This window comes from Aquabacterium sp. (assembly GCF_016234775.1).
GTDB lineage: Bacteria > Pseudomonadota > Gammaproteobacteria > Burkholderiales > Burkholderiaceae_C > Aquabacterium.
On the sequence record NZ_JACRAH010000019.1, the window covers coordinates 33,779 to 49,916 of the forward strand.

The window sequence follows — 16,138 nt, forward strand, 5'->3', positions numbered from 1 at the left end:
TAATGACGCTCGTTCAATCCATGCCGATGATGCCTGCATTTATCAACCATTCAAGAGGAAGCGAAGATGAGCGTGGCGTTGTTTGACACAGGTCTGGGCATGTGGGGGGCTCACGCAGGCCCGTGTCTGATGTGGTTTGCGTGGGCGGCCCTGCTGCTGTTCGGCTTGCCCATGTTGCTGTGGCCCTTGCGCTGGGCCAGCATGCTGGGCTGGGCCTCGACCCCGGACGATCACCTGGCCATCTACTTCGGCCGCACGTTGGGCATGGTCACCTGCGCCTTGTCTGTGGCAACCCTGATGGCGTTGAATCACCCCTCTTTGTGGCCGCTGCTCTACAACCTGAACATCATGATCTTCCTGGCCAATACCGGCGTGCATGCCTGGGGCGCCTTCAAGCGCATTCAGCCTCTGGCAGAAACCTGGGAGATACCGTACTGGTTCACCTTGGCTGTGGTGCAGTATCTGTTCTACCCGGCCACGCATTGGACCTGGGGCTGACCCTGCCTGGCCTGGGGCGGGCGGGAGTCAATAGAATCACGGCTTGGCCCCTGCCCACCAACTGACACAAGGCACCCTTCATGTCGCGTACCTTCCGCATCGCCCCCAGCATCCTGTCCGCCGATTTCGCCCGCCTGGGTGAAGAGGTTCGCAACGTGATCGACGCTGGCGCGGACTGGATCCACTTTGACGTGATGGACAACCACTACGTGCCCAACCTGACCTTCGGGCCCATGGTGTGCCAGGCGCTGCGCAAGCACTCGGTCAAGGCCGACGGCACCAAGGTGCCCATCGATGTGCACCTGATGGTGCAGCCCGTGGACGCCCTGGCCCAGGCCTTTGCCAAGTCCGGTGCCGACATCATCACCTTCCACCCCGATGCCAGCGCTCACGTGGACCGCACCCTGCAGTTGATCAAGGCCGAAGGCTGCCAGGCTGGCCTGGTGTTCAACCCGGCCATGCCCATTGACGTGCTGGAGTGGGTGATCGACAAGGTCGATGTGGTGCTGCTGATGAGCGTGAACCCCGGCTTCGGTGGCCAGAGCTTCATCGACAGCGCACTGCGCAAGGCCGAGAAGGTGCGCAAGATCATCGATGCCTCCGGCCGCGATATCCGCCTGGAAATCGATGGCGGCATCAAGGTGGACAACATCCGCCGCGTGGCCGACGCCGGTGTGGACACCTTCGTGGCCGGCAGCGCCATCTTTGGCCAGCCCAGCTACAAGGCCGTGATCGACGCGATGCGGGAAGAGCTGGCGAAGTGACCCCCATGAGCACGCTGCACATCGACTTCATCTCCGACGTCTCCTGTCCCTGGTGCGCGATCGGCCTCAACGGCCTGCTCAAGGCCATGCAGGAGCTCAATGGCGAGGTGACCGCCACACTCACCTTCCTGCCCTTCGAGCTGAACCCCGACATGCCGCCGGGCGGACAGGACATCACCGAGCATCTGACGCAGAAGTACGGCAGCACGGCTGAACAGCAAGCCCAGATTCGGGACACCATCCGTCAGCGCGGTGCCGAGGTGGGCTTTGCCTTCCACAGCGGCGGCCGTGGCCGCATCTACAACACCTTGCATGCCCACCGGCTGCTGCACTGGGCCGGCCTGCAAGGCACGGCCCCGCAGCTCTTGCTCAAACAGTTGCTGCTCAAGGCCTGCCACACGGACAGCCAGGCCATGGACGACCGCGCGGTGCTGCTGGCCTGCGTGGGCCAGGCCGGGCTGGATTTGAACGAAGCCGAAGGCGTTTTGAACGACGGACGCTATACCGAAGAGGTGCAGGAAGCCGAAGCCATGGTGGCCGAAGCGGGCATCCGTTCTGTGCCTGCTGTGGTGATCAACCAGCGGCATCTGATCTCCGGCGGGCAGCCAGTGGCCAACTACGTGCGGGCCTTGCGGGAGATTGCGGCGTAGGGGTGAGGGTCCGAAAAACACCAGTAGCCCGAAGCACTTCATTCCAGCATCACACAGGCATTGGAGACGTGAATGAGTGAAGCCTCACATCGCTACGATCCCAAGCTTCAAGAAGCAATTCGGCTCTTTGATGCTGAACTTGTTTCGCTGGGCTGCGCTGCGCACATGGCGGAGATGTCTCGGGCGGAGTTCCTGGCCGTCTTGCACCAGGAGCAGATCGCCGTTTTGAGGACGACGCCAGAGGAGATTGCGGCAGAAGTTGAGGCATTCACCCGGAACAGGCAGTGAGATCCGCAAGAATGTAGCCAAACAGCTATCAGGAAGCGCCAGTGCCGGATCATCCAACGCTGCACACGACGTCGAAAGAGTCGGGTCATTTCGCCTACTTCGCACACTCGGTAGAAGGGCGCCCCCCTTCGTCTTGGCAAGGCCTCTCTGAACACCTCATGGCCGTAGGCGATTTGGCCGCAGGCTTCGCCCAAGCCTTTGGCGGCGAGCAACTGGCCGCTTGTGCAGGGCTCTTGCATGACTTGGGCAAGTACACGAATGAGTTTCAATCCAGATTGAAGGGCAGCCCCGAAAAAGTCGATCATTCGACCTGGGGCGCCCGCATCGCATTGGAACGCTACCCGTCCTTGGGCTACCTGCTGGCCTACGCCATTGCCGGGCACCACGCAGGCTTGGCGAACGGCAATGGCGAAGGCCGTCGCACCAGCCTGCAAGAGCGCCTGGCTGCGGAGTTGCCGAAGCTGCATCCGCAATGGCAAGACGAACTGCCAGTGCCTGCGGCCTTGCCCATGCCCAGCTTCATCAAGCCCCACCCCGAGCGAGGCATGTTCCAGATGGCTTTTCTGGTGCGCATGCTGTTCTCATGCTTGGTGGACGCCGACTTTCTGGACACGGAAGCCTTCTACAACTGCGTGGAAGGCCGCCCCACGTTGCGGCCTGAATCTGGCACCGGGCCCACGCTGACCGACCTGAAGGCCGCGCTGGATCTGCACCTGGTCGGGTTTCGCGCAGACAAGCCGGTCAACCAGATCCGCGCCGAGATCCTCCAGCATGTACGCGCTCAGGCCGACTTGAGGCCTGGCCTGTTCTCGCTCACCGTGCCCACAGGTGGCGGCAAGACCTTGGCCTCGCTGGCCTTTGCGCTGGACCACGCCATCCGCCACGGCCAACAGCGGGTGATCTTCGTGATCCCCTTCACCAGCATCGTGGAGCAAAACGCTGCGGTGTTCCGTCAGGCGCTCGGCCCTTGGGGCGAATCCGCCGTGCTGGAGCACCACAGCGCCTTTGCGGATGACCCGCGCGACAGCAAAGAAGCCCGGGACAAGGTGCGCCTGGCCATGGAGAACTGGGGTGCACCCATCATCGTCACCACGGCGGTGCAGTTCTTTGAGAGCTTATTTGCAGACCGCCCATCCAAATGCCGCAAGCTGCACCACATCGCCAACAGCGTGGTGATCCTGGATGAAGCGCAAACCATGCCGTTGAAGGTGCTGCGCCCCTGCGTGGCCGCCTTGGATGAACTGGCGCGCAACTACCGCAGCAGCGTGGTGCTGTGCACGGCCACCCAACCCGCGTTGAAGGCACCCGATGTGGCAGCGGGCGTCGAAGGCTTTGAAGGCGGCCTTGAAAACGTGCGTGAGCTGGCGCCCGAGCCTGCCAAGCTCTTCGAGCAACTCAAGCGCGTCACGGTCAAGCACGTCGGTGCGCTGGACGACGCGGACTTGCTGAGCCAGTTGCGCGAGCGCGAACAGGTGCTGTGCATCGTCAACAACCGCCGCCATGCGCGGGCCTTGTACCAGGGCATGGCTGACCTGAGCGGTACCTACCACCTGACCACCCTCATGTGCGCGGCGCACCGCAGCCAGGTACTGGCCACCGCGCGAGAAGCCTTGAAGCAAGGGCAGCCTTGCCGGTTGGTGTCCACAGCGTTGATTGAGGCGGGCGTAGACGTTGCTTTCCCCACGGTCTACCGGGCCGAAGCGGGGCTTGATTCCATCGCCCAAGCCGCAGGGCGCTGCAACCGCGAGGGTCGCTGGGCTGCGAAGGACAGTGAAGTGCGCATCTTTGCCAATGCCAACGAAGACTGGAAGGCCCCGCCTGAACTGCGCCAGTTTGCCGACGTGACCCGCGAGGTGTTGAGGAACCACCAAGGCGACCCGCTGGACCCAGTGGCCATCGAGCGCTACTTCAAGCAGCTCTATTGGCAGAAGGGGGGCAATGCACTGGACTACTGGGGACTACTTGGGTTGCTCAAGGGCGCCAAGATTCAAAGTCTGCCCATGGATACTCTGGCTGAGAAATTCAAAATGATCGACAGCGTGCAGATGCCGGTGATCATTCCATTTGACGATGAGGCCAGGGATGCCATCCGTGACCTGCAATTCGTAGACGGCCTGCAAGGCATCAGCCGCCGCCTGCAGCGGTATCTGGTGCAGGTGCCCAGGCACGGCTTTGAGGCCTTGCGCAAGGCGGGTGCCATCGGGGCGGTCCGTCCGGAAAAGTGGGGTGATCAGTTCATGGTCTTGGCCAATGAGAGCTTGTATGAGCGTGATGTAGGTTTGTCATGGGACAACCCCGTTTTCATCGCTTCTTCAGCCTTGGTGATCTGAAGTCCTTTACCATCATTCGCGTGGCATAAAAATTCAAGGGAGGCCATGTGGCATTTGGCATTCGTTTGCATGTCTGGGGTGATCGTGCGTGCTTCACACGCCCCGAGATGAAAGTCGAGCGCGTTTCTTACGACGCAATGACACCATCCGCTGCGCGGGGCATCCTCGATGCCATCCACTGGAAACCGGCCATCCGCTGGCACATCGACCGCATCCATGTGCTCAAGCCCATCCGCTTTGAGTCCATCCGCCGCAATGAGGTCGGCAGCAAACTGCCACCGGGTGCAGTGACCAAGGCCATGAAGGCAGGCACCACCGATGGCTTGTGGCTCCTGGTCGATGAAGACCGCCAGCAACGCGCCGCCACCGTCTTGCGCGATGTGGCCTATGTGATTGAGGCTCACTTTGAACTCACGCTCAAGGCGGGCGAAGATGATTCAGTGGGCAAACACCTAGACATCTTCAACCGCCGCGCACGCAAGGGCCAGTGCTTCCAGATGCCCTGTTTTGGCGTGCGTGAGTTCCCGGCGCATTTCAGCCTGGTGGAGGGCGACGAGCCCATGCCGCAGGCCGATGCCGCATTGACCGGCGCACGTGACCTGGGCTGGATGCTGCACGACATCGACTTTGACCAGGGCAACACCCCGCGCTTCTTCCGTGCTCACATGCAAGATGGCGTCATCGACGTGCCGCCCTGGCACAGCGACGAGGTGAAGTCATGATCCTCGAAGCCCTTGCGCACCAATACCAGCGGCTGATCGAGCGCGACGAGCCCGGGCTGTCTCCCTACGGCTACAGCCCCGAGAAGATCAGCTATGCCATCGTGCTGACAGCCGATGGCGACCCGGTGGATGTGCAGTCGCTGCTGGACACCAGCGGCAAGAAGCCCGTGCCCCAAAGCATGAGCGTGCCACAGCCAGAAAAGCGCACATCGGGCATCAAGTCGAACTTCTTGTGGGACAAGACCAGCTACGTGCTGGGCGTCAGCGCCAGCAGCAAACGCACGGCAGAAGAGCACGAGGCTTTCAAAGCCTTTCACGCCCAAGCCCTGGCCGGCGACACAGACCCCGGGCTGATGGCCTTGTTGAAGTTCCTGAGCAAGTGGACGCCCGAACGCTTCGCCTCTGCCCCCTTCACGGCAGACATGCTGGACACCAACGTCATCTTCAAGCTGGATGGCGAACGACAGTACCTGCATCAACGCCCAGCAGCCCAAACTGTGCGTGCGCGGCTGTTGGGCCCGGCGGCAGAGGCTAGCGCGTCGGCATCCAGCACACAGCGCTGCCTGGTCTCGGGCGAGCTGGCCGACGTGGCTCGCTTGCACCCGGCCATTAAAGGCGTGAATGGGGCGCAAAGCTCTGGCGCGTCCATCGTCTCGTTCAACCTGGAGGCATTCAACTCCTACGGCAAGAGCCAGGGCGACAACGCCCCCGTGTCGGAGCAAGCTGCCTTCGCCTACACGACGGTGCTCAACCACTTGCTGCGGCGTGACCCACACAATCGCCAACGCCTATCGGTGGGAGACGCCTCGGTGGTGTTCTGGGCTGAAGCACAAGATCCGGAGCAGGCCCAAAGCAACGAAGACCTGCTTGCCATGCTGTTGAACCCCGACAGCAAAAGCGACGAGGGGCAGGAAGCCGAGAAGATCCGCCATGCCATGGAGATCGTGGCCAAAGGTTGCCCGCTGGCCGAGCTGGACCCCAAGTTGGACGAAGGCACTCGCATGTTCGTGCTGGGCCTGGCACCCAATGCATCACGCTTGTCTATCCGCTACTGGTTGTGCGACACCTTGGGGGATCTGGTTCAACGCCTGCGCCAGCACGCCCAGGATCTGAATCTGGAGCCCTCACCGTGGAAGACCGCTCCCAGCGTCTGGCGCTTGACGCTGGCCACAGCACCCTCGCGTGGCGACCCGCCCAAAGCCAAGGCTGACGACGTACCGCCCCTGCTCGCCGGTGAGCTGATGCGCGCCATCCTGACCGGTGGCCGCTACCCCCAAAGCCTGCTGACCAATGTCGTCATGCGCATGCGTTCTGACGGCGACATCAGCGGCGTGCGGGCGGCACTGTGCAAGGCGGTGCTGAACCGCGATCTGCGGCTGTCCCATTCCAATGTTCCAGACAAGGAGGTTCCTGTGAGTCTTGATGTGCATTCCACCAACTCGGGCTACCTGCTCGGGCGATTGTTCGCGGTGCTTGAAGGCGCCCAGCGCCTGGCACTGGGCAGCCAGGTCAACGCCACCATCCGTGACCGTTACTACGGCTCGGCATCGGCCACACCTGCCCTGGTCTTCCCGTTCTTGCTGCGCAACACGCAGAACCACATGAGCCGCATCCGCAAAGACAAGCCCGGTGCCGCCATCAACATCGAGCGCGACATCCAGGAGGTCATCGACAAGCTGCCCGGCGAGTTCCCCAAGCACCTGGGCATGCAGGACCAAGGCCGGTTTGCGATTGGCTACTACCACCAGGCTCAGGCTCGTTTCCAGAGGGCAGACAAGGCTGATGCCACCTCGAACGGCAGCAACGACACCCACAAGCAAGGAGGCGCCCAATGAGCGCGATCACACACCGCCACGAATTCGTCTTTCTGTTTGACGTCACCAATGGCAACCCCAATGGCGACCCGGATGCGGGCAACCTGCCGCGCCTGGATCCCGAAACCAACAAGGGCCTCGTGACGGACGTGTGCCTCAAACGTAAGATCCGCAACTACGTGACGCTGGACAAAGGCGACAACGCAGGCTTCGCGATCTACATGCAGGAAAAGGCCGTGTTGAACAACCAGCACGCCATCGGGCGCAAGGCTGTGGGCCTGGAAAAGGAGACAGCAGACGAACTCAAGAAGCTGCCCAAAGACGAGGCCAAGGCGCGTGAGCTGACCGCCTGGATGTGCAGCAACTTCTTTGACATCCGCGCGTTTGGCGCTGTCATGACCACGGGCGTGAATGCTGGTCAGGTGCGTGGGCCCGTGCAACTGGCTTTCGCCACATCCATTGACCCGGTCGTGCCCATCGAGGTGTCCATCACCCGCATGGCCGTGACCACGCAAAAAGAAGCTGATGACCAAAGCGGCGACAACCGCACGATGGGCCGCAAGCACATCATCCCCTATGGCCTGTACCGCGTACATGGCTTTGTGTCGGCCAAGCTGGCCGAGCGCACAGGCTTTTCTGACAGTGACCTGAGCCTGCTGTGGCAATCGCTCGTCAACATGTTCGAGCACGACCGCTCGGCAGCGCGTGGCGAGATGGCATCCCGCAAGCTCTTCGTGTTCGAGCACGAAAGCGCCATGGGCAACGCCCCGGCTCACAAGCTCTTCGAGTTGGTTGAGGTGGATCGGCTAACGACCGAGGCGGATGGCCCGGCGCGTGCATTCACTGACTACAAGGTGTCGGTCAAGCGCGATGCGCTGCCGTCGGGCGTCACCCTGCACGAACTGCTGTGATCAAGGTGTGAAGCGGCAAGGGGGAATATGGGCATGGATGACGATGCACTGATCCCCCTGTCAGCCTTGCAGCATTACCTGTATTGCCCCAGGCAATGCGCGCTGATCCATGTAGAGCAGTTGTGGGCAGAAAGCCAGCACACCGCTGAAGGTCGCTTGCTTCACGACAAAGCCGACAAGCCCAAGATGGAGCACCGTAAAGGCGTTCGCACCGTCACGGCCATGCCCCTGGCCCAGCCGCTGTTGGGAATCACAGGGGTGGCCGATGTGGTCGAGTTCCATATGGGGGACGACGCCGCAGAGCGCCCTTACCCAGTGGAATACAAGCGCGGGCGGCCCAAGGCGCATCAAGCCGACGAAGTGCAACTGTGTGCCCAGGCCTTGTGCCTGGAGCACATGTTGAGCTGCCAGATCCCCGAAGGGGCGCTGTACTATGGTGAAACGCGCAGACGCACCGTGGTGCTCTTCGATGTGGCCTTGCGGGCCTTAACTTGCGAGACCATCGAAGCCACACGGGCCATGGTGGCAAGCGGCCATACGCCTTCGGCCACGTACTCGGCCAAGCTCTGCGACAACTGTTCCCTGCTCGACCTGTGTCAGCCGCGCTTGCTCCACAGGGGCGAATCTGTGCAGCACTGGTTGCGTGCGCAACTGAAAGGCGAATGAGCCATGCGGCGGCAACTCAACACCTTATACGTGACGACCGAAGGTGCCTGGTTGCACAAGGACGGCGCCAACATCGTCATGGACGTGGACGGCGAAACCCGTGCGCGCTTGCCTGTTCACATGTTGGAGGGGCTTGTTTGCCTCGGGCGTGTGATGGTGTCGCCACCCTTGATGGGCTATTGCGCAGAGCAAGGCATCACCGTGTCTTATCTGTCGATGCATGGGCGATTTCAGGCCAGGGTTGAAGGGCCCGTATCGGGCAATGTGTTGTTGCGGCGAGAGCAATACCGCCGCACGGATGACCCCACCCGCTGTGCGCAGATCGTGCAGAACATCCTGGTGGGCAAGCTGCACAACCAGCGGGCGGTTCTGGGGCGAGGCTTGCGGGACCATGCCGACAAGCTCACAGACGATGACAAGGCAGCGCTCACTCACGCGCACAAACGCCTGGATCGCATCATGGACAAGGTGCAGAGCGAAACCACACTCGACGTGCTGCGCGGGCTGGAAGGCGAGGCAGCACAGAGCTACTTTGGTGTGTTTGACCACCTGATCCGCAGCAACGAGACCGCCATGCGTTTCAAAGGGCGCAGCCGCAGGCCGCCGATGGATGCGGTCAATGCCTTGCTGTCCTTCCTGTACACCTTGATCACGCATGACTGCAGATCGGCCTTGGAAAGCGTGGGGCTGGATCCCTCGGTGGGCTTCCTGCACCGCGACCGCCCAGGGCGCCCCAGCCTGGCGCTGGATCTGCTGGAAGAGTTCCGGCCCCTGCTGGCGGACAGGTTGGCGCTGTCGCTCATCAATTTGAAGCAGCTCACATCCAAGGACTTCCAGACCATGGACAACGGGGCCGTGCTGTTGAAGGAAGACTCGCGCAAGGTCGTGCTGACCGCCTATCAGGAGCGCAAGCGCGAAGAGCTTCGACACGTCTTCCTAGATGAGAAGGCACCCATCGGGCTGTTCCCATTTCTTCAGGCGCAGTTGATGGCCAGGCACCTGCGTGGCGACATTGATGGCTATCCGCCGTTTTTGTGGAAGTGAGGTCGGCGCATGATGGTTTTGGTCAGCTACGACGTGAGCACCCAAGACAAAGCGGGTGCCAGGCGCTTGCGACGGATCGCGAAAGCTTGCCTGAACCTCGGGCAGAGGGTGCAGTTTTCGGTGTTTGAGATTGAGCTGGAGCCAGCGCGGTGGGTACAGTTAAAGGTTGAGCTGATGTCGATCATGGAGCCGACAACGGACAGCTTGCGCTTTTACTACCTCGGCAAGAACTGGCAGAACAAGGTGGAGCATGTCGGGGCGAAGGCTGTGCTCGACCTCAATGCGCCCCTGATTCTTTGATGCTTTTGCGAACCTCAAGTGGTTGGGGATGCTTTGGGCAGTTCGCGGCTCTTTAACATATTGATTTTTATGGGAATCGGCAGACCGGAACCGATCGGTTGTTTGATTCTGGGTATTGAGAAAAGGGGTTCGCAGATGCGGATCCTTTTTGCCGTTGGGGCAATGGTTTATAAGTACGCAGTCGCGCCCATCACGGGCGCGTGGGTTGAAACACGCCCAGATCGGCCTGCAGGCGCTGGGCCTCCAGAGTCGCGCCCATCACGGGCGCGTGGGTTGAAACGACGCGATACCCCGCCACTACGAACCCCACCATCGAGTCGCGCCCATCACGGGCGCGTGGGTTGAAACCTGTGCGGATCACCGGCATCGAGGAAGACGCGGAAGTCGCGCCCATCACGGGCGCGTGGGTTGAAACTCAAACCGAGGTCCATCATGGTCAGCCTCCGTACAGTCGCGCCCATCACGGGCGCGTGGGTTGAAACAGCCGTAGCGAAGTCAAGAACATCAATCGTTGATGGTCGCGCCCATCACGGGCGCGTGGGTTGAAACATCAAGAGGGTCACGGGCGCGGTCGTGGGCTCAACGTCGCGCCCATCACGGGCGCGTGGGTTGAAACAGCGGGTTGTCGATGCCAAACTCGTTTTGCGAGGTCGCGCCCATCACGGGCGCGTGGGTTGAAACACCTACGCGAGCACGGGTGCCGATGGCGCGCTAGGGTCGCGCCCATCACGGGCGCGTGGGTTGAAACGAGGTGGTGTCTGATGCCCGCCTGGACGACGCCAGTCGCGCCCATCACGGGCGCGTGGGTTGAAACTTGCAGGATCTCCAGCGCCACGGGCACCATGTCTTGTCGCGCCCATCACGGGCGCGTGGGTTGAAACCCATCCATTGGTGCGTGGCAGCGGAAAGGTTTGCGTCGCGCCCATCACGGGCGCGTGGGTTGAAACGTCGGCCATGTCATCAAGCCATGGCGCCGCACGAGTCGCGCCCATCACGGGCGCGTGGGTTGAAACTGATGCTGAGCTGGCCGCTATGTGTCCAGCTCGACGTCGCGCCCATCACGGGCGCGTGGGTTGAAACGCTTTGGCGCCGCCTGTGGCAACCGTCCACCCCGTCGCGCCCATCACGGGCGCGTGGGTTGAAACGGCTTTGACACCATGGCACAACACGCTCCTCAAGCGTCGCGCCCATCACGGGCGCGTGGGTTGAAACAGTTCTCCGCGGCTGAATGCACACGGCTGGCAATGGTCGCGCCCATCACGGGCGCGTGGGTTGAAACATGCGATGGCCTTTCCGCCCGACATTTGATACACGTCGCGCCCATCACGGGCGCGTGGGTTGAAACTCGATCAGCGCAAAGCGCTTGCACATGGCATCGAGTCGCGCCCATCACGGGCGCGTGGGTTGAAACCCCAACATCAGCATCACAAGCGCATCGCCGAAGTTCGTCGCGCCCATCACGGGCGCGTGGGTTGAAACGGTCAGGGCCTTGTGTATCGCTTGAACGGCTACACGTCGCGCCCATCACGGGCGCGTGGGTTGAAACGTTGTCGTTGATATCTGCCTGCGCATGCTGGTGCGTCGCGCCCATCACGGGCGCGTGGGTTGAAACGCCCTGGCCGACATCCGCGCATCCGTTGCCGCCACCGTCGCGCCCATCACGGGCGCGTGGGTTGAAACGGCGTTTGCAAGTGACGGACATTTCAATTCATGGGTCGCGCCCATCACGGGCGCGTGGGTTGAAACGATGACAAAGTAACGTCGGACCAATGCTGTTATGAGGTCGCGCCCATCACGGGCGCGTGGGTTGAAACTACACAGAACCGGCCAACCTCCCGCACTTTGTTGGTCGCGCCCATCATGGCGCGTGGGTTGAAACTTGACGCGTGGCACGCCAACAAACGAGGCGATTCTCGTCGCGCCCATTCCGGGCGCAGGACTTGCCAATAACAGGTCGTTGCGTAGCCACTGTTAACCATCAATTGAGTGCCAGTGATGGCATGGTGCGCGGGAGGATATCCACTCAAAACGCACTGACGCTATGCTTATGCCATGCCCAGCTTCCTCCGCCCCATTCAGTCCCGCCTGCCCCACGTCGGCACCACGATCTTCACCGTGATGTCCGCGCTGTCTCAGCAGCATGGCGCGATCAACCTGTCGCAGGGCTTTCCTGACTTCGACGCACCGGCCGACTTGCTGGCGCTGTTGAACGAGGCCACCCAGGCTGGGCACAACCAGTACGCCCCCATGACCGGTGCGCCGGTGTTGCGCGAGGCCATTGCCGCCAAGGTGCAGGCGCTGTACGGTGCCACCTACGATGTGGCGCATGAGATCACGGTGACGGCCGGTGCCACGCAGGCCCTCTTCACGGCCGTGGCCGCCATGGTGCACCCGGGTGATGAGGTCATCGTGTTCACGCCGGTGTACGACAGCTACGGCCCGTCCATCGAGTTGCAAGGTGGCAAGGTCGTGTATGTCGATCTGACACTGCCCGACTATCGCCCGGATTGGACCAAGGTCAAGGCGCTGATCACCGCGCGCACGCGCATGATCATCATCAACTCGCCGCACAACCCGACGGGCACGGTGTGGACCGCCGATGACATGGCCGCACTCGAAGCCCTGGTCAAGGACACCGACATCGTCATCGTCAGCGACGAGGTCTATGAGCACATGGTGTTCGACCAGGCCCGCCATGAAAGCGTGTTGCGCTATCCGGGCCTGGCTGAGCGCAGCTTCGTGGTCTCCAGCTTTGGCAAGACCTATCACATCACCGGTTGGAAGATTGCCTACTGCCTGGCACCGCGCGAGTTGATGGCTGAGTTCCGCAAAGCGCACCAGTTCATCGTGTTCACGGTGCATGCGCCCTCGCAATACGCGCTCGCCGAGTTCATGAAGCGGCCCGGTTGGTACGAGCAGCTCAAGGCGTTGTACCAAGGCAAGCGGGACATCTTCCGCCAGGCCCTTGCCGGCTCACGCTTCGAGTTGCTGCCTTGCCAGGGCACCTATTTCCAGTGCGTGAAGTACGGCGCCATCAGCAACGAGGGTGATCGTGCCTTTGTGGAGCGCCTCACGCGCGAACATGGTGTGGCGGCCATCCCCGTATCAGCCTTCTACCCCAATGGCGATGACCATGGGGTGATCCGCTTCTGCTTTGCCAAATCGGCGGCCACGCTGGAGAACGCGCTGGCGCGCCTGATCAAGCTGTGAAGCGCCATGCGGTGGGCATGGCGCACGTGTGCCACCTCACCGAGGCAGGTCTTGCACCAGCTTGAGTGAGCCTTGCCCGTCAGGATTGAACTGCCAGGTCCGGCGTTGATGTCCGCCGCCCTGAAGCGGGGTGTAGGAGGTGAAAACGGGGGCGCCGGTGTGCTCGATCTGGCTGATGTTCAGGATGGACCAGACGCCTTGCTCTCGTGCCAATTGGCTGGTGGCAAGTGGTCGGGCCAGGTTTTGTTCGACGTTGTAGCTCACCAGGCTGGCAACCGGGCATTGGGCACCGGCATTGGCCTGACACCACACCATGTGCGTCATTCCGCCATGAGTCTGGGATGTGAGCAAGGCGTGCAGGATGCTCACGCCGCGGGCGACCACCTGGGCCGTCTGCTGGCTGGACAGATCTGCTCGCGCGATCGTCCAGCGGGTCTCGCTCATGTCTTCCGCTTGCAGAATCAGGGCAACCCGCCCGAGCGTGAGCACAATGGGATCGGGCTGGTTGGCCTGAACGGATTCAAACAGCGTGTACGCCGCGCCGGTTGTTCTGGACAAGGCTCTGACTTGGGTCTTGCCCGGTGAGCCGGGCACATCTTGCACGAACAACAACTCCTGCGGCGTACTGACGGCCACGTCGTCGCCCAGCCTGGATTCGTCCAGGTCGGGCGGTGTGGCCACGGCCTGGGCGCGGTGTTGCCCGTCCAGTTGCCACAGTCGGCCATCGACGATGAAGTACAGACCGGTTTCATGCGCCCAGGCTACCCGCGGCGCGGAGGGGTTTGTATTGGTCAAGCGGGCTGCGGGTGCGGTGCTCAACGCAATCCGGCCATCGGACCAGTCGAGGACATGGATGGCCTGCTCGATCTTGACATAGGCCTGATCCACCTTGCCGGGCACCTGGCCCAGCAGGCGCGCACCGAACAGGCTGGGGTCGTCGATGCTGCGGCGACCGCCGTCTGCCTGGATGAAGGTGATGCCGCTGGGGGTAGACAGCAACAGGCCGGTGAGCTGCCCCTGTGGCGTATAGCGGGGGCCCAGCATCCAGTGAGGATAAAAGTCAATGCGGACAGGGGGCTCGGATGCGGTTTGCCAGGAACCGATCAGCACGGGCACGTCGTCCGTGTCGCTGGCATTCATGCCGTCGCATTGGCCGTTGGCACCGGGCAGCGACACCAGGAGCCAGGCCACGTCGCCACTGGTATCGCTGTTGATCACGCGCTCGATCCGGCAAGCCGCGCTGGTCTGGCTCAGCTGCCTGGGGCGTGGCGTCGTGTCACCTTGCAGGGACAGGGTCTGGACCACGCCTTGGTCAATGTAGAACAGTCTTTGTGCAGGGCCCTGGCTGATCGGTACACCATCGGCATTGACCGTCATGGATGTGGACAGGGCGACAGACAGGGTTTCCGATGCGAGTGACCACACCACCTGCCCGGTTTGCGGGGAGATGACCTTGATCTCCTGGGGCTGGTCGCCGCGCCAGGGGTCATCCAGCGGGGTGGCGTAGGCCAGCGCCACTTGGTAGGCCGCATTCGCGGGGTTGGCTGCCAGGGAGTTCGGGCTTGCCTGATTGTCATCCCGGCCATCTCCCGCGCCGCATGCGCTCAGTAGCAGTGCCGCCACGAGCATGGTGCAGCCCAGCCATGTTGGCCCGATCTTCATCCCTGTTGTTGTATTTGTTGTCGTCATGTCACGGCCAACGTTGATCTAAACCACGATTATCGATCTGCACGCAATCCGTTACATCCCTTGCCTGAGGGGCTGTGGGAGGATGCGTTTGCGACATGAAAATGCTGTCTGCCACCTCCAATGTCCGGATTCTGGAATATGAAACCCTCACGCAAACTCGCTCAAGCCGTCGCCATCTGTGCGTTGGTCACATGTGTCAGCCAGGCCCAGGCCGGGCAGAAGTTCTGCGTGTTTGACTTTCTGGGCGCAGCGGGTGATCTCTACAACCTGACGAAGGATTACGCCGTGGCCATGCAGCGCCATGGCGTGGATCTGGAGTTGAAGGGCTTCAACAACGAGGCCCAGGCCACGGAAGAGTTCAAGAACGGCAATTGCGATGCCATGGTGGCCACGGCCTTTCGCACGCGCCAGTTCAACTCGGTAGCAGCTTCGATCGACTCGCTGGGTTCGACCACCATCTTGCGCAACGGCAAGGTGGACATGCATGGCACATACGAGGTCTTGCGCAAGCTGATTCAGACCTACGCCGCGCCCTCGCCTCAGGTCACCAAACTGATGACCAATGGCAACTATGAGGTGGGCGGCATCGCGCCAGCCGGTGCGGCCTATCCGTTTGTGAACAACCGCGCGCTCAGCTCCGTTGAAGCGCTGGCCGGCAAACGCATCTCGGCCTTTGACTACGACAAGGCTCAGGCCGCGATGATCCAGCGCATCAACGCGGTGCCGGTGTCCACCGACATCTCGAACTTCCACATCAAGTTCAACAACGGTCAGCTTGACATGATGGCCGCGCCCACCATGGCTTACAAGCCGCTGGAATTGCAAAAGGGCATGGGCAGCAAAGGCGGCGTCACGCGCTTTCCGCTGCTGATCGTGTCCTACCAGATGATTTTCAAGCGCGATCGCTTTCCTGATGGCTACGGCGAAAAGTCGCGCGAGTTCTGGATGAGCCAGTTCGACCGCGTGCTGCAGATCATCCGCACGGCGGATTCGACCATCCCGCCCATGGCCTGGATCGACATCGAACCCGAAGATGCCGTCAAGTACACCTTGATGCTGCGCGAATCACGCGTGCAATTGGCGCAGCAAGGGCTGTATGACAAGCGCGGTCTCAAGGTGATCAAGCGCATTCGTTGCCATGTGAACCCCGGCGATCCAGAATGCCAGACCAGATCCGAAGAGGATTGGAAGTAAAACGGGTCGGATGGGTCGTCTTTTGTGTCCGGATGATCCCTTGCGCGTGTTGAACATT

14 protein-coding genes and 1 CRISPR repeat array are annotated in these 16,138 nt (G+C 61.8%); of the genes, 13 read left to right on the forward strand and 1 reads right to left on the reverse strand.

Annotation, left to right across the window (positions count from 1 at the left end; translation table 11 throughout):
* Positions 1-66: 66 nt before the first annotated feature.
* The 12 genes from HY836_RS05700 (at position 67) to HY836_RS05755 (ending at position 13,197) form a co-directional block, all read left to right on the forward strand.
* On the forward strand, positions 67-498 hold the full coding sequence (locus HY836_RS05700) for a hypothetical protein (protein WP_290674441.1): 432 nt from the start codon (positions 67-69) through the stop codon (positions 496-498).
* A gap of 80 nt (positions 499-578) precedes the next feature.
* Entirely contained in the window at positions 579-1,262 is a 684-nt protein-coding gene (rpe, locus tag HY836_RS05705; protein WP_290674442.1) for a ribulose-phosphate 3-epimerase, read from the forward strand.
* Between the two features lie 5 nt (positions 1,263-1,267).
* The gene (locus tag HY836_RS05710; RefSeq protein ID WP_290674443.1) at positions 1,268-1,912 is read left to right on the forward strand and encodes a DsbA family oxidoreductase; all 645 of its coding nucleotides are present in this window, start codon (positions 1,268-1,270) and stop codon (positions 1,910-1,912) included.
* A 72-nt stretch (positions 1,913-1,984) separates the two neighbouring features.
* Complete coding sequence (locus HY836_RS05715; protein WP_290674444.1) at positions 1,985-2,200, forward strand: UPF0175 family protein; 216 nt, start codon at positions 1,985-1,987, stop codon at positions 2,198-2,200.
* 41 nt (positions 2,201-2,241) lie between these two features.
* Positions 2,242-4,530 (forward strand): CRISPR-associated endonuclease Cas3'', encoded by a 2,289-nt coding sequence (locus HY836_RS05720; RefSeq protein ID WP_290674445.1) that lies wholly within the window; start codon positions 2,242-2,244, stop codon positions 4,528-4,530.
* Between the two features lie 47 nt (positions 4,531-4,577).
* Entirely contained in the window at positions 4,578-5,252 is a 675-nt protein-coding gene (gene cas5c, locus HY836_RS05725) for a type I-C CRISPR-associated protein Cas5c (protein ID WP_290674447.1), read from the forward strand.
* The gene (cas8c, locus tag HY836_RS05730; protein ID WP_290674449.1) at positions 5,249-7,087 is read left to right on the forward strand and encodes a type I-C CRISPR-associated protein Cas8c/Csd1; all 1,839 of its coding nucleotides are present in this window, start codon (positions 5,249-5,251) and stop codon (positions 7,085-7,087) included. Before cas5c ends, cas8c begins: the two co-directional genes overlap by 4 nt.
* Positions 7,084-7,977 (forward strand): type I-C CRISPR-associated protein Cas7/Csd2, encoded by an 894-nt coding sequence (gene cas7c, locus HY836_RS05735; RefSeq protein ID WP_290674451.1) that lies wholly within the window; start codon positions 7,084-7,086, stop codon positions 7,975-7,977. Before cas8c ends, cas7c begins: the two co-directional genes overlap by 4 nt.
* A 33-nt stretch (positions 7,978-8,010) precedes the next feature.
* Positions 8,011-8,643: a CRISPR-associated protein Cas4 gene (gene cas4 / locus HY836_RS05740; RefSeq protein WP_290674453.1), complete on the forward strand. Its 633-nt coding sequence runs from the start codon at positions 8,011-8,013 to the stop codon at positions 8,641-8,643.
* A 3-nt stretch (positions 8,644-8,646) separates the two neighbouring features.
* Complete coding sequence (gene cas1c, locus HY836_RS05745) at positions 8,647-9,687, forward strand: type I-C CRISPR-associated endonuclease Cas1c (RefSeq protein WP_290674455.1); 1,041 nt, start codon at positions 8,647-8,649, stop codon at positions 9,685-9,687.
* Between the two features lie 9 nt (positions 9,688-9,696).
* Positions 9,697-9,987 carry a CRISPR-associated endonuclease Cas2 gene (cas2, locus tag HY836_RS05750; protein WP_290674457.1) on the forward strand — a complete coding sequence of 97 codons (291 nt, stop codon included), beginning with the start codon at positions 9,697-9,699 and terminating at the stop codon, positions 9,985-9,987.
* Positions 9,988-10,167: 180 nt separating this feature from the next.
* Positions 10,168-11,867: a CRISPR direct-repeat array (repeat unit 32 nt; unit sequence GTCGCGCCCATCACGGGCGCGTGGGTTGAAAC).
* A gap of 172 nt (positions 11,868-12,039) precedes the next feature.
* Complete coding sequence (locus HY836_RS05755; protein WP_290674459.1) at positions 12,040-13,197, forward strand: pyridoxal phosphate-dependent aminotransferase; 1,158 nt, start codon at positions 12,040-12,042, stop codon at positions 13,195-13,197.
* A 36-nt stretch (positions 13,198-13,233) separates the two neighbouring features.
* Here the strand turns inward: HY836_RS05755 and HY836_RS05760 are convergent, their stop codons facing one another.
* A complete protein-coding gene (locus HY836_RS05760) occupies positions 13,234-14,859 on the reverse strand; it encodes a hypothetical protein (RefSeq protein WP_290674461.1) in 1,626 nt (541 codons plus the stop codon).
* A gap of 165 nt (positions 14,860-15,024) precedes the next feature.
* Here HY836_RS05760 and HY836_RS05765 point away from each other — a divergent pair, with 165 nt between their 5' ends.
* The gene (locus HY836_RS05765; protein ID WP_290674462.1) at positions 15,025-16,080 is read left to right on the forward strand and encodes a putative solute-binding protein; all 1,056 of its coding nucleotides are present in this window, start codon (positions 15,025-15,027) and stop codon (positions 16,078-16,080) included.
* The last annotated feature ends 58 nt before the right edge of the window (positions 16,081-16,138 follow it).